The sequence below is a fragment of the Ruminococcus sp. 1001713B170207_170306_F1 genome (assembly GCF_015668065.1).
In the GTDB taxonomy this organism is placed as follows: domain Bacteria; phylum Bacillota; class Clostridia; order Lachnospirales; family Lachnospiraceae; genus Blautia_A; species Blautia_A faecis.
This window is the reverse complement of record NZ_JADPEX010000018.1, coordinates 61,271-76,367: the sequence shown is the minus strand read 5'-3', so window position 1 is coordinate 76,367 and position 15,097 is coordinate 61,271. Positions and strand designations below refer to the sequence as shown.

Genomic DNA, 15,097 nt, shown 5'->3' with positions numbered 1-15,097 from the left:
GATATAATTCTCCTTTGATTTTTATAATTAGTGAAGTACGTCCATATATTTGCCATCCAGTACGTCCTTCAGATACTGACCATACTGATTCTTCTTCAGCACGTTGTAAACTTCCATAACTTCTTCTCTGGAAATCCAGCCGTTTAGGTAAGCAATTTCCTCAAGGCATGCAATCTTACGGTGCTGATGGGTTTCTACTGTTTTTACAAAATTAGTTGCGTCTACAAGACTCTCATGTGTACCTGTGTCAAGCCATGTGAAGCCCTGACCAAGAAGCTCTACATTTAACTGACCTTTTTCCAGGTAAATACGGTTCAGGTCTGTGATCTCCAGCTCACCGCGGGCGCTTGGTTTCAGGTTCTTTGCATACTCAACAACTTTGTTATCATAGAAGTAAAGACCTGTTACACAATAGTTGCTCTTCGGATGCTCCGGCTTTTCTTCGATGGAAATGGCCTTGCCTTCCTGGTCGAATTCAACGATACCAAATCGTTCCGGGTCGTCTACATAGTAGCCGAATACAGTAGCACCTTTTCCTGAGCTTGCATTCTCAACAGCGGCTTTCAGACGCTTCTTAAGACCGTGTCCTGCGAAAATGTTGTCTCCAAGAACCATGGCAACCGTGTCATTTCCAATGAACTCTTCGCCGATGATAAATGCCTGTGCAAGTCCATCCGGGCTTGGCTGTACAGCGTAAGTAAGAGATACGCCGAACTGATGACCGTCACCAAGAAGCTCCTTGAAACGTGGGGTATCCTGTGGAGTGGAAATGATCAGGATATCACGGATCCCTGCGTTCATAAGAACGGACATTGGATAGTAGATCATTGGTTTATCATAAATTGGAAGCAGCTGCTTGGATGTGACCATAGTCAATGGGTAAAGTCTGGTACCGGATCCACCGGCTAAAATAATTCCCTTCATAATTTCGTTCTCCTTTGTTGGATTTGCTATATTGTTCCTATTGCGAACAATATCTGATTTATGCTGTCAGGTGCATAATTTCGTAGTCGTTCATGAATGCTGCCGGATTTTGGGCAGCATTTGTTTGCCCTGACCTGAGTCTGTAGCTACATTATAAAAGGTGACCTTACGTTACCTTCAAGACCTTTTTTACAATTATTTCAAGTTTGTTACTTTTTCACAAAGAAATACCCCTGCATCCTTGGTGATATGGAATCCATTTTCTGTCTTTTTCTTAACAAGGGCGCGAAAATCCTTGTAACGGTCTGGCAGATACTGGTTCTGATTGCCGTGGCAGGAGAGAATATAGGAAATTAAAGGTTCCGCATCGGTGACAATCAGTTCGTCCTCATAGGATTTCCAGGTAATCTGCTGAAAATAAGGGGAAAGGATATCCGTTCCATTTTCCCTGCCAAAGCGTTCGTACAGTTTATCTGCGGAGAGGGCAATCCTTTCATCGAAGGACTGGACTAGAAGGCTGACCTCCCGCATATGTCTGGAACCGTAGGTACTGCAAAGAAAACGTCCGCCTGGCTTCAGGATTTTTGTTACATTTTTGCACACCTTTCCAATGTCGTCACAGTAAAAAAGTACATGATTGGCAATGACCAGATCAAAGGTGCCAATTCTTGGGGGAATGGTGTGACAGTCAAAAGCCTTGAAAGAAAAACGGGGATCTTCTCCGCCAATGGCACGCCTGGCGTCACGGAGCATTCCCTCGGAAATATCAGAAAGGGTAATGTGTATGTTCCCTGGAAGCTTTGATAAGTTCTGGGTCCAGAGAGCTCCGTCACCACAGCCAAGCTCCAGAATATTCATTCCCTCATGAATCTGGCACTGCTGGCAGATCCAGGGAAACCAGCCTTCCTGATTTACAGAATAAAGACTGTGCAGGTTGATCCTGGAAGAAATGTTGGAAGCATTCTGGTACTGATTTTTCAGGCTTTTTTCCATGACAGTCAGATGGATCAGGTCCAGCATACGGCTCCAGTCCACGGTATGCTCCTCAGAAATGGCCTGGGCAGTATCTTTCAGTGTTTTTTCCACAAGCTGCATCTGTTCAATCCGGTCCTGTACAAGCTTCAGCTGTACATTCAGGGCATTGAGCATAAAATGGCTGTCCGGGTCTTCAATAGTCATCTCCCGGATATCCTCCAGGGAAAATCCAAGATATTTTAGCAGCAGGATCTGCTGCAGCCTTGCAAAGTCCGTGTCAGTATAAAATCTTGCGCCGGACTCGGATACAAGAGAAGGTTTCAGAATATCGTGCTGGTCGTAATAGCGGATGGTCCGCAGTGTTACTCCAGCCATCCGGGCAAACTGACCGGAAGAGTAGTAGCCGTCTTTTTTCAAAAAAACACCTCCTGGATTGCCAAATGTTATATTATATTATAGGGAAAATTTATCTGGGGTGCAATGGAAAGTTTGAGGCAGGTTATGGTTTATTACACTTACAAAAGAACAGCTTGCGGAATATTACTGGCAGATCCTGTCGCAAAGAGGCGAACGCTTTTCCTTGTGCTTTTTTTATCTGTGTGCTACCCTTTAAGCAAGGCCAGCGGGGCCGGAGATGAATCTTAAAACTGGCAGTTCTGTCAGTCTTTTTCCACAATAAAATGTAAGGAAGAGAAGAAAAAAGGACAGGAGGTTAACATGAACCTATTCGATTTTACCTACTGCGGTAATTATAACCGGCAGATCCAGAACCTGGCCAGGATATCCCCTGAGAAGTGGAGTTTTGGGCAGTCCGGGGATAACGGGATCCTGAAAGGTTATCTGGAAAATACATTCCGCAGACTGTATGAGGAAGGAAAAGTACGGGAAGAGAAAGAATATGCCCTTTTTCATACAGGACTCTTTAATCAATATTATCAGCCAATTTATGCTTATTTTGTTCCAAATGTAGTACCGGACAGACAGAAATGGTATCTGGAAGGATTTTATACAGACTACTCGCTTTTAAAAATAAAAATTACGGATCTGCCGCCCAGGGCTGCTTATGTGGAAAATCCTTCCGATCTGGTGTTTGATACCAAGCTGCCGGTGGTGCCTCAGTATGAGCATATTTTTGATGATGAGGAAAATGTGCAGCGGCTTCCTTCTGCAGTGAGGGAGAGCGGCATGCGGGTACAGCTTTTTGATGGAGCCTTACAGCAGACCAGACGGATACTGGAGTCAGACTACAAGGCTGCCATTCCTCAGTATTATAACCATTCCATTCAGCTTTTAATCCCAATCTGCCTTCAGAATCCGGGAATTCCGGATCTGGCACTGGCCTGTATGAAAACTCCGGATGGGACCAAATATCTGGGACGAACCTGTCTGACTCTCCGGATGGCCTATCACAATGCCAGACTGCTTGCAAGGCTGGACGGGAGCTGGCTGAGGGCGTGAAGAAGTTAGAGAAAATGAAATACCTTCAAAGAGGATATTGGAACAGCAATCGGAAAGCTGCAATTTCCTGGCAACGTCTTGCTGCTGTGGGGCAGATTGTGAACAGGAATAAAGAGTGTGAAAGAACTGTGACTTTCTTTCGGAAAAACTGTTCAAAATATATAAAACGTGTTACAATATAAAACTATCACAGAGAGAAAATCAGAGGTAAGGACTACATAAGACAGCAAGTCCTGGATCGATCAGAGAGGCAGGCGTCAGACCTTGGATTTTCTTATGGAACACAGGAGAATGTATGAGAATCGAATTAAAAGACGAAAATCAGGAAGAACCGCAGAAAATTGATGAGAACGACATCCGTTACAAACACGAGACCGATCTGACGAAGAAAGAGAAGCGTGAACTTGAGAAAATGAAGCTTGCCAGTATGGGCTGGAAGGGAAAGCTTCAGTATATCTGGGCCTATTATAAGCCACAGATGGCAGCCATTGTGGCGGTGATCGCCATAGCCTTTTTTGTAAAAGATCTTTACGAAAATTCCAGGATCCATACAGCACTTACGGTTATGGTAATTGACTCCTACGGAACGAAGCAGGAGGAAGCCGAAGAAAAGGTACAGGAAGCGCTGGGAATCCAGGACGATCCATATGAAATCGTCACAGTAGACGAAAGCCTGCGCACCGGTGAAGACGGAGTTGCATTGGAATCCTACAGTCAGATGGCCTTTACCACCAAAGTATCTGCCAGGGCGGTGGATGTGCTTATTGGTTCTGAAGATTATATGGACGGTTTTGAGTTCAAAGATGAGTATTTTATGGATCTGACAAAGCTTTTGCCAGAGGATGTTTACCAGGCATTTGGGAAGCAGGATGATAAATACAGCATTACCATTGATTCTGATGAACTGGCAGAGGAACTTGAGGTGACCTATGAGCCTGTTAAGATCGGAGTTCTCGCTAATTCAGAGAATGTGGAGAATGCAGTGAAATGGCTGACGAAACTGGCAGAAGAATTATCGTAAATAATGAAGGGAGACGTGTGAAAGGTGCCGCGTCCCCCTTCCTTTTTCTGTAAAAATATGCCGGATTTTCTGGGTGCATTTCACATCAAAGCTTTTTCAGATAGTGTTTTTCAATAAAAGAGAGAACTCCATATAGCCCCATGGCAATCAGACACAAAACCACAATGGACATCAGCACCCAGGTAAGCTTGAAGAAGTGTGTCTGCAATCTGAAAGAAAATTATATAAAATTTAGAAAAAATTTCGTAAAAATGTCAATAGGATATTTGAACGAAATAAGATATCCTAAACAGACAGAAGAGATTCTAAAGGATAACAGGAGAGAGACGGATATGAAGGTTTTGCTGGCCGGGAATACCGGTTATGTGACAGAAGAATTTGTAGAAGAAGCATTTCCAGAATGTCAGGTGATGGTACTTGGAAATAAAATGCTAAAGACAGTCCGGAGAAGGGAACTCATTTCCAGACCATTTCCCAGAACGGAACTGGAATTTGGAGATATTTTTCGGACATACGAATTTGAAGCTGTGGTATACTTTTCTAATTATCTGACCTTACATGGAGAACTGGAAGGGGAAGCAGAGAATCTGCGCAAGATCCTGCAATACTGCAGGAAAGGGGTTCAAAGCCACTTCCTTTACGTGACAGGACCAGAGGGAATGTATGATGTACCAACAGGCAAGACTCTGCTGGTACAAAATGCAGAGGATGTGTGCAGACGCTATGCGGGACTGTACGGTCTGACGGTGAAAATACTGCGAGTACCCTATTTATATTCCGGAACCTATAAAAAAGATTTCTTTTACAGAATTTTCCAAGCTTCGAAAGAGAGCCAGAAGCTGTTTTTTCAGGAAGCTCCGGAGCAGAAAGCCTGTTTTTTATATTCTATGGATCTGGCAGAACTGGTGTACAAGCTTTTTGACAACTGGAATGATGAGGAAGAGGTGTTGAATGTTCCAGATGTATTTGACATCTGTTTTCAGGATGTGACCGAAGAACTGAAAAAGGTTTTATCCCCGGTTTCCATTATCTATAAAAGTAGTGCCGTTGTAGAAAAAATAAAAGAAGACGACAGACAGATCCGAACAAACTATAACTGGTTTCCAAAGATTTCAGTATTAGATCATATTTCGGAAATGTATAAAGAATACAAAAAAAACAATGGAGAAAAAGCAAGCTGGTTTACCAGGCTTTTCAATCAGAACCAAAGATGGCTGCGGGTATGTGAGTTTGTGGTCTGCTTTCTGGCGTTTGAATTTTTGCAGCGTCTTCTGGGAAATCAGGCTCAGTTTAAGATGATTGATCTGCGTCTTGTGTTTATTGTCTTGTTTGGAAGTCTTTACGGTCTGGGATATGGGATTGCCGGAGCAGCAGCCCAGGCAGTATCCTTGCTTCTGGCATATGAAAGCCAGGGAACAAAGTGGTATACTCTTTTTTACGAACCAGCTAACTGGATACCATTTATCTTTTATTTTGCTGCAGGTGCTGTATGTGGCTATGTGCGAATGAAAAACAGGGAAAATCTGGAATTTATATCAGAGGAGAATCAGCTGGTCCGGGAAAAATTTCTCTTTATGCGTGATCTGTACCAGGAGACCCTTCAGGACAAAAAAAGATATAAAAAACAAATCCTGGGCAGTAAGGACAGCTTCGGAAAGATCTTTGACATTACCAGAAAGCTGGATATTGTACAGCCAGAGGAACTATTTATTGAAACTATGCACATTATGGAAGAGGTTCTGGAGAATGAAACCTTTGCGTTTTATTCTCTCAGTCAGAAAAACGGATATGGCAGGCTGGAAGCTGCATCTCCCAAGTCTCAGGGAATGTACTCTGCTTCTGTTAGATTAAGCGAGTATACGCTTGCCATGGATACCCTGGAAAAAGGGCAGGTATGGGCAAATCGGGATTTCGTACAAGGTTATCCCATGTATATGGCTGGTATCAGGAAAGAAGGCAGTCTGGTGATGCTGATCTGTATTCAGGAGGTAAGAAACGGGCAGCTGACTTTATATTATATGAATCTGTTTCAGATTTTATGTGGTCTGGTAGAAACATCTCTTTTACGTGCCCTTGAATATCAGGAAGCCATGGAATACAAGAAATATGTAGAGAATACGAGGATCCTGAGGCCGGAATACTTTGAAAAAAGTCTGGAGCTTCAGCATTCTATGCGTGAGCAGAAGATGGCATCCTATATCCTTCTGAAACTGAAGTATGGGAATATGACCATTGAGGATGCGGATGAGGCACTGGACAGCTGTATCAGAGAAAACGATATCCGTGGTATTTCTCCGGAAGGGGAGTTATATCTGATCCTGACCCAGGCAGATGACAAGGCATTGCCAGTCATCCTTGAACGTCTGAAAAGAAATGGATTTGAGGGAAAGGTGCTTGATGTTCCGGCAGGAAAAGAGACAGCAGGAGTGGAATCATGACAAAAACAGCAATTGGAATCACGGCGCTGGTGATCCATCTGATCATCTGTATACTGATCTGGTTAGGAATACGCACAGGTTTTCTGAAAGTAAAGATGTACATGCTGTCTCTTGCCGTATTTGTACCAGTCTGGGGACCGGTGTGTGTCCTGCTCATACATTTTCAGCTTTTTTCCGGTACGGACCAGGTGAAAACAGTGGGAGTTGAAAAGCTTAGGGTTAACGAGGAAATCTATAAGAACATGTTTCCGGCCATGGAGGAAAATGACAGGGATGTGGTTCCTCTGGAGGAGGCCCTTCTTCTGAATGACCCTTCCAGGCGCCGGGAACTGATCATGAACGTTCTGAATGATAACCCAGGGGAATATGTGGAATTATTAAAGCAGGCACGAATGAATGAGGATGTGGAGGTAGTCCATTATGCGATCACAGCCATGGTGGAACTGTCCAAAGAATATGATTACAGATTACAAAAAATTGAGAAAAAATATACGAATGATCCAGATGATCCTGTTATTCTGGAGGAGTACTGTGATTTCCTGAAAGAATATCTGAGTCAGGGCTTTATGGAGAAGCAGATGGAACAGATTTACAGAAACCAGTATACCCAGCTTTTGTTAAAACAGCTGGAGCAAAGGGTGAATCTCCATACCTGTGTCTGCCTGATGGAAAATCTTATGGTGCAAAGAGATTTTTTCCTGGCAGAAAAAATATTGAAAATCATGGATCAGAACTGGCACAGAGGTGAAGAATACTGGATCTGGAAAATTCGGTATCTGGCAGAACGAAAAATGGGGAAAGAACTGAAACAGAGCTTACAGGCATTGAAGGAAGAGCATATCTATCTTTCTTCCAGAGGAAAGGAGGCACTGGGATTTTGGCTGGATGGATCAAAAAAGTGAAAGCTTTTCAATTTAAGGGAATTCTGGTGATCCTGGGCTGTTTTCTGCTTATAGGAGCCATTCTGTTTGCAGAACGCTCTGGTCTGCCCTACCGGGAAAAGGCAAAGAAACTGACTTATCTGGATGCAGATAAAGTGGTTACGGAAGAGACTGCGGTAAAGACACTAAAGCCAACCTGCCTTGTTCTTACAGACAGCAGTCAGGCGAACAGCACCATGGCGTGGATCCAGTTTGAGCAGATATTTAAGGACATGAAGGTGGGTACTGATCTGGTTGATGTAAATCATGAAAGTGTACCGGATGATCTGTCTGATTATGAGACTGTGGTTGTTCTTTTAAGCGATTTAAGTCCGCTGAAAGAAAATGTGCTGAAGATCAGCGACTGGGTAAAAAAGGGCGGAAGTGCCATGTTCGCCCTTACTCTTCAAAAGGATACTTATGTATCCCTTATTGAGCAGAAGCTTGGAATTGTATCTTCGGGTTACACAGAAGCCATGGTAAACAGCATTTATTTCGACAGTGAGTTTCTCGTCGGAGGCGGAAAGGCATACAGGATCACAGATGGCTTTGAATCTGCTTGGACCGTGGAACTGAGTCAGCGTGCAAGGGTATACGCCTGGGCAGATGATACGTCAGGTGTTCCTTTGATCTGGGAAGCTGATTATGGAAACGGAAAGTTTGTAGTAGATAATTTTGGGTTTTATGAAAAAGCTTTCAGAGGCTTTTTTGCTGCATCCTACAGTCTTCTTACAGATGTGGGGGTATATCCGGTGATTAACGGATCCGTTTTTTATCTGGATGATTTTCCCTCCCCTGTTCCAAATGGAGATGGAACTTATATAAAAAGGGATTATGGCACCAGTATTGCAGATTTCTATACCAATATCTGGTGGCCGGATATGTTCGCCCTTGCTACGACTCACAATGTGCAATATACAGGAGTTATAATAGAAAATTATGAGGATGAAACAGACGGAGAGACGGAACGCCAGGATGATGTACAGCGGTTCCAGTATTTTGGAAATATGATCCTTCATCAGGGCGGGGAACTGGGTTATCACGGTTATAATCATCAGCCGCTCAGCCTGTCAGACACGGATTATGGAGATGCACTTCCCTATAAGACCTGGACAAGCTTTTCTGCCATGGAAAAAGCAATGAAAGAGCTGATGGATTTTGGAAAGGAAATGTTTCCGGAGACTACCATGTCTGTTTATGTTCCTCCTTCTAATGTTTTGTCAGAAGAGGGAAGGAAACTGCTGGGCTCTCTGTATCCCCAGATCCGTACTATTGCCAGCAATTATTTTTCCGGCGACTATGCTTATGTGCAGGAGTTTGAAGTGGCTGAAGATGGAATCGTAGAACAGCCGCGTATTATTTCCGGTGCGATCATTGACGATTATATGCAGATGGCTGCTTTGTCTGAGTTGAATATGCATTTTGTAAATACACATTTTATGCATCCAGATGATCTTCTGGATGAGGACAGAGGCGCTGCCCTTGGCTGGGAAAAGCTGAAAAACCGTCTGGCTGAGTACATGACCTGGCTGAATGAAGCAGCACCGGCACTTCGAAATCTCACAGGCTCCCAGTTATCCGGTGCCATTGAAAGATATGGTGCCCTGACCGTGGAGAAAGACATTACAGACAAGGAAGTGCATCTTCATCTGGGGAATTTTTACGATCAGGCGTATCTGATGGTGAGAATGAATAAAGGAACTCCGGTGCGTGTGACTGGTGGGGACTTGACTCAGGCTGCTGGGAATCTGTATCTGCTGAGCGCAGAACAGGAAGATGTGTACATTGAGTTCGAATAAATATAATGACAGCAGTGTCAAAAGGTCTTTTACTATTGGTAACATAAACATATGTATTGAAAATGCAGATAAAAGGAGAAAACAGTGAGAATCTGTCTGGTTTTGGAAGGATGTTATCCGTATGTATTTGGTGGTGTTTCCACATGGATGCACCAGTATATCAATCAGATGCAGGAGCATGAATTTGTGCTCTGGGTTATTGGGGCAAATGCAGAAAAAAGAGGGAAATTTGTCTATGAACTTCCAGAGAATGTTGTGGAGGTTCATGAGGTTTTTCTGGATGATGCTCTCCAGGTGAAAGAAAAGGGGAAAATGTCCCATATTTTTTCCGAAAAAGAACTAGAAAGTCTGAGCGAGCTGATGCAGATGAGGAGACCGGACTGGGAGACGTTGTTTTCCCTGTATCATGATAAACATTTAAACCCTATGGCTTTTTTGAAAAGTGAGACTTTCCTGGAGCTTCTTATAAAAATCTGTAAGGAACAGTATCCGTATATTGCTTTTGCAGATGCCTTTCACACCATGCGTTCCATGCTCCTTCCTGTTCTGTATCTTATGGGAAGTGAAGTGCCAGAGGCGGATGTGTATCATGCCATATGTACCGGGTACGGCGGACTTCTGGCCTGTCTGGGCGGTTATGTGTACAAAAAGGATGTTCTTCTTACAGAACATGGAATTTATACAAGGGAAAGAGAGGAGGAGATTATCCGTGCCAAGTGGGTGGTTCCATCCTTTAAGAAACAGTGGATCGCTTTCTTTTATATGCTGTCAGATATGATCTATCAGAGGGCATTTCGTGTGACCTGTCTTTTTACAAATGCAATGCGCACTCAGATTCAGATGGGCTGTGCACCTGGGAAGTGCCGGGTTATTGAAAATGGGATCGACTATGACAGGTTGTCCGGAATCCCTTTGAAAGAAGAGGATGGCTGGGTAGATATTGGAGCAGTAGTAAGGCTTGCTCCTATCAAAGATATCAAGACCATGATCTACGCTTTTTTTGAACTGTCTGCACATGTAAAAAATGTACGCCTTCACATTATGGGAGGAGTCGATGATGAAGAATATGCACAGGAATGTTACGAGCTGGTGAAACAGCTGAAGCTGGAAAACATTATATTTACAGGGCGTGTGGACATTGTAAAATATATGGAGAAACTGGATTTTACCATCCTTACCAGCATTTCAGAAGGACAGCCCCTGTCTGTGCTGGAATCCTTTGCTGCAAGACGTCCCTGTGTTACCACAGATGTAGGCTGCTGTCGGGAACTTCTGGAGGGAAAGGAAGAGGATGTGTATGGAAAGGCAGGCTATTATGTGGCACCTATGTACCGTGACGGACTGGCTCTTGCCATGGAGAAGATGTGTGAATCCAGAAGCAGGCGGCTTCGTATGGGGAAAAATGGACAGGCGCGGGTAAAGGCTTATTACAGACAGGAACGCATGATCCGTCTGTACCGGGAGCTTTATGAGGAGGTGATACAAAAGAATGGCTGGAATCGGATTTGAACTAAAAAAACTGTTTAACAGACAGGGACTTTTTGCTTCCTTCAGAGCTTACGGATATGCGGGAGTCGTATGTACCGGTCCAATGCTTCTTGGAATTGTATTGCTTCTTGGCGTTATGTATCTTTGTGATAAAACAGGAGGCAGCAGACACAGCCGGGAACTTCTGGTGTGTATGATCACGTATACCCTTTTGTTTTCCTTGACAGTTACCAGTTTTTTGTCTATGGTAGTTACCAGGTTTATTGCGGATATGCTGTACGAAGAAAAATACGATATGGTATTGCCTTCTTTCTGGGGCTCTACAGGGATCATGCTGGTGGCCGGCGGGATCCTGTATGGAATTTTCCTTATCTTTTCCGGAGCAGGACTTCTGGACGGATTGCTGTGTCTGTGGCTTTTTGGAGAGCTGACCGTTACCTGGAATGCAATGAGTTATCTCACTGCAATCAAAGATTATAGAGGAATCATGCTGTCATTTACAGCTGCTATTGTGATCACATTTATATCCGGCTGGGTATTGCTGATGCTGGGAATTCCCCATGTGGAAGCTCTTCTGATTGCAGTGGCTGTGGGATACGGAGTGATGCTTTTGTGGGATGTGATCCTTTTGTATCAGTATTTTCCCCAAGGGGAAAAGGGTGCCTTCCTTTTCCTAAGATGGGTGGATCAGTTTCTGCCTCTGGCATTTACCGGGCTTTTTATCAATATTGGACTGTTTGCCCATTTGGTGATCATGTGGGTCGGACCGCTTCAGGTACAGGTGCAGGGACTGTTTGTTGGTGCACCCTACCATGATGTGCCAGCTCTTGTGGCATTTCTTACAATTTTGGTAACAACAGTAAACTTTGTGGTTTCTGTGGAGGTGAATTTTTATCCGAAATATAAAAACTACTACAGTTTATTTAATGATAAAGGTGCTGTAGGAGATATTACCCAGGCTGGTGAGGAAATGTTAAAGGTATTGAATGTGGAATTAAAATACACGGCCTTGAAGCAGCTCCTTGCTACAGCACTTGCTATTTCTCTTGGCGGACTGCTCCTGGAGTATGTGCCGCTTGGATTTAACGATCTTATGGAAGGGTATTTCAGAACCCTCTGCGTGGGATATGGCATTTATGCAGTGGCAAATACCATACTTCTGCTGCTTTTATATTTTACAGATTACAAAGGTGCGCTGGTGGCTTCCGGCTGTTTTGCAGGAGGAACTGTGTTGTTTACGGTAATTTCCCTGTTTTTTCCAAGAGTATATTATGGTTTCGGATTTCTCACAGGCAGCGCAGTGTTTTTTCTGATTGCAGCCTTTCGTCTGGACTATTATACAAAGAGGCTGCCCTATTATATTTTGAGTGTACAGCCTGTGGTGGCCAGGGAAAAAAGAGGAAAGTTTTCCAGACTTGGTTTTTTCCTCAGTAAAAAACTGGAAAGGAGTCAGAACAGTGAAAAAATATAAAAAAATTGCATGTATTCTTGCCGGAAGTATGACCATGTCTTTATTCGCAGGCTGTATAGGAAATGGAGATGTAGTGCCGGAAGAAAAAAATGAGAGCACAGATACAGAAGAACCGACAGCATCCGAAACGTCACAGGAGATAAAAAAAGCAGAATCCCGGGATATTGACCAGGTTCATTTAAGAGATAAGGACAGTCTTTATGAAAACGATGACGATACCAGCGTGGTTACCATGTACCTCACTGTTTCAAAGGGGAATTCTTCAGAAAATACAGATCATACATGGGAAGAAATCAATAGTTATTCTGTCTATGATTATGAAGAGATGGGAGTAGACAGATATCAGGCGGCTGCACTTTTACAGATAGGGAATGAGAATGGTCCGACAGAGGGAATGGTAGGATATGGGGAGAATATTCCCAATGCCACGGTACAGATCCGTGGGCAGACTTCAAGCCGGAATGCCCAGAAAAACTATAAGATTGAGCTGAAGAAAAATAAAGGAACCTGGCGCGGGCAGAGAACCATTAATTTGAACAAGCATATGACAGAAGGAATGCGGTTTCGAAACAAGCTTGCCTATGACCTGCTGAAGGGCATTCCCCAGCTGATCAGTCTGAGAACACAGTTCGTCCATCTGTATGTAAAAGATACTACAGATGGTTCTGCTGACGCGAAATTTGAGGACTATGGCTTGTATACCCAGGTAGAGCAGCTGAATAAGACTGGATTGAAGAATCATGGACTGGATTCCAATGGACAGCTTTATAAAATTAATTCTTTTGAATTTTACAGATATGAAGATGTGATAAAACTCCAGGATGATCCATCCTACGACAGTGCTGCTTTTGAAAAATTGCTGGAGATAAAGGGAAGTACCGATCATAGGAAACTGATTCAGATGCTTGAAGCAGTAAATGACTACAGTATTCCAATTGATACGGTTCTGGAAGAATACTTTGATGAGGAAAATATTACATATTGGATGGGATTCCAGATTTTGATGGGAAATGTGGATACCCAGAGCCGAAACGTGTATTTATATAGTCCATTAAATTCTGATACCTGGTATTTTATTCCCTGGGATAATGATGGCAGTCTGATGAGACCTGAATATAAGATAACCGGTTTTAGTGATCAGAAAAGCTGGGAATCCGGCGTTAGTAACTATTGGGGAAATGTACTGTTCCAGAGATGCCTGAAATCAGAGCGTTTCCGGGAAAAGCTGGATGAAGCCATTCTGGATCTGAAAGAATATCTCAGTGAAGAGAGACTGGGCACTATGATTGAAAAATACAAGACTGTGGTGAAGCCGTATCTTTATGAGATGCCGGATGTGTTTTATGCACCTCTTACCAGTGAACAATATGATGAGATTGCTGCATCACTTCCGGAAGAAATAGAAAAAAATTATCAGCTCTATGTAGAAAGTCTTAGTAAGCCTATGCCGTTTTTTATTGGTGTTCCTGTTGCAGAGGGAAATAAAATGAAAATAAACTGGGATAATTCCTATTCCTTTGACGCGGAGGATATTACTTATTCTGTAGAGATAGCAAAGGATTATCTTTTTCAGGATGTGATCTATACACAGGATGGTCTTCTGATCCCGGAAACGGAGCTGGAGCTTCCGGAAGCAGGACAGTATTTTATCCGTGTGCGTGCAACCAATGAAAAGGGAAAAACACAGGATGCTTTTGACTATTATGTTACAGATGAAGGAAAGCAGTATGGCATGAGGTGCATTTATGTAACGGAAGATGGTCAGATCGAGGAAGATATTTATGAGGAATAAAAGCAGGGAAGCATTTCGAAATGAATGGAAGTATCTGATCAGTACCAGTGAAAAAGAAATGCTTATGCTCAGGCTGAAGCCATTTCTACAGCCGGATCCCCATGCCGGGGAAGGGGGATATTGTATCCGCAGTCTGTATTTTGACGATTACTGGAATAGTGCATATGCGGAAAAGGAAGCCGGTGTACTGATGCGAAAAAAATACAGGATCCGGATTTATAACAATAATGACAAATTTATCAAACTGGAGCGGAAAAAGAAGTTTGGAAGTTATATTTATAAAGAGAGTGCACCGCTTACAAGAGAAGAGGTGGAGAAAATCCTGAAGGGGGACTATGCGTTCCTTTTGTACAGTCCCCACTCTCTATGCCGGGAATTTTACATAGAATGTGCCTGCAATATGATGCGGCCAAGGACCATTGTGGATTACGAACGGATTCCCTGGATCCTGGATGCCGGAACGGTAAGGATCACCTTTGATTCAGATGTGAGAGCGGCTATTGGCAGTTATGATATTTTTGATCCTGGATTGCCTGCTTTGTCTGTGCTGGAACCTGGAAAACTGATTCTGGAAGTGAAGTTTACAGAAATGCTTCCCCAGCTTTTACGCGATGTTCTGCCACCGCCAGCAGCGGAATTTACAGCAGTTTCCAAATATGTACTCTGTTATGAGAAAACCAGGTATATGAATGGATTCGAGTACTGGTATGAGACATAAAAAGAAAACGTATAACTGTGAACTATGTTCACAAAAAATATTTTGCAAAATACTGCCTTCTGAATAATTACAAAAAAGCACAAAGAGATAAGT

At 43.2% G+C, this 15,097-nt stretch carries 11 protein-coding genes; 9 read left to right on the top strand and 2 right to left on the bottom strand.

Going from position 1 to position 15,097, the window contains the following annotated elements; all coding sequences use genetic code 11:
• Positions 1 to 27: 27 nt before the first annotated feature.
• A complete protein-coding gene (gene rfbA / locus I4V84_RS11930; protein ID WP_118581363.1) occupies positions 28 to 924 on the bottom strand; it encodes a glucose-1-phosphate thymidylyltransferase RfbA in 897 nt (298 codons plus the stop codon).
• A 195-nt stretch (positions 925 to 1,119) separates the two neighbouring features.
• Positions 1,120 to 2,316: a methyltransferase domain-containing protein gene (locus tag I4V84_RS11925; RefSeq protein ID WP_195478146.1), complete on the bottom strand. Its 1,197-nt coding sequence runs from the start codon at positions 2,314 to 2,316 to the stop codon at positions 1,120 to 1,122.
• A gap of 300 nt (positions 2,317 to 2,616) precedes the next feature.
• Here I4V84_RS11925 and I4V84_RS11920 point away from each other — a divergent pair, with 300 nt between their 5' ends.
• From I4V84_RS11920 to I4V84_RS11880, 9 genes are all read left to right on the top strand, one after another.
• Positions 2,617 to 3,357 carry a DUF3825 domain-containing protein gene (locus I4V84_RS11920; protein ID WP_118581369.1) on the top strand — a complete coding sequence of 247 codons (741 nt, stop codon included), beginning with the start codon at positions 2,617 to 2,619 and terminating at the stop codon, positions 3,355 to 3,357.
• 295 nt (positions 3,358 to 3,652) lie between these two features.
• Positions 3,653 to 4,378: a hypothetical protein gene (locus tag I4V84_RS11915; RefSeq protein ID WP_118581375.1), complete on the top strand. Its 726-nt coding sequence runs from the start codon at positions 3,653 to 3,655 to the stop codon at positions 4,376 to 4,378.
• 332 nt (positions 4,379 to 4,710) lie between these two features.
• Positions 4,711 to 6,816 carry an NAD(P)-dependent oxidoreductase gene (locus tag I4V84_RS11910; RefSeq protein ID WP_195992175.1) on the top strand — a complete coding sequence of 702 codons (2,106 nt, stop codon included), beginning with the start codon at positions 4,711 to 4,713 and terminating at the stop codon, positions 6,814 to 6,816.
• Positions 6,813 to 7,718, top strand: a complete 906-nt coding sequence (locus I4V84_RS11905; RefSeq protein WP_195992173.1) for a hypothetical protein — start codon at positions 6,813 to 6,815, stop codon at positions 7,716 to 7,718. Before I4V84_RS11910 ends, I4V84_RS11905 begins: the two co-directional genes overlap by 4 nt.
• The gene (locus I4V84_RS11900; RefSeq protein WP_207748665.1) at positions 7,694 to 9,535 is read left to right on the top strand and encodes a DUF2194 domain-containing protein; all 1,842 of its coding nucleotides are present in this window, start codon (positions 7,694 to 7,696) and stop codon (positions 9,533 to 9,535) included. The genes I4V84_RS11905 and I4V84_RS11900 overlap by 25 nt, the downstream gene beginning before the upstream one ends.
• An 84-nt stretch (positions 9,536 to 9,619) precedes the next feature.
• The gene (pelF, locus tag I4V84_RS11895; RefSeq protein ID WP_195992172.1) at positions 9,620 to 11,044 is read left to right on the top strand and encodes a GT4 family glycosyltransferase PelF; all 1,425 of its coding nucleotides are present in this window, start codon (positions 9,620 to 9,622) and stop codon (positions 11,042 to 11,044) included.
• Positions 11,025 to 12,494 carry an exopolysaccharide Pel transporter PelG gene (gene pelG, locus I4V84_RS11890; protein ID WP_195992170.1) on the top strand — a complete coding sequence of 490 codons (1,470 nt, stop codon included), beginning with the start codon at positions 11,025 to 11,027 and terminating at the stop codon, positions 12,492 to 12,494. Before pelF ends, pelG begins: the two co-directional genes overlap by 20 nt.
• On the top strand, positions 12,481 to 14,286 hold the full coding sequence (locus tag I4V84_RS11885) for a CotH kinase family protein (protein ID WP_272113328.1): 1,806 nt from the start codon (positions 12,481 to 12,483) through the stop codon (positions 14,284 to 14,286). The genes pelG and I4V84_RS11885 overlap by 14 nt, the downstream gene beginning before the upstream one ends.
• Positions 14,276 to 15,004 (top strand): polyphosphate polymerase domain-containing protein, encoded by a 729-nt coding sequence (locus I4V84_RS11880; RefSeq protein ID WP_177969031.1) that lies wholly within the window; start codon positions 14,276 to 14,278, stop codon positions 15,002 to 15,004. Before I4V84_RS11885 ends, I4V84_RS11880 begins: the two co-directional genes overlap by 11 nt.
• Positions 15,005 to 15,097 lie beyond the last annotated feature (93 nt).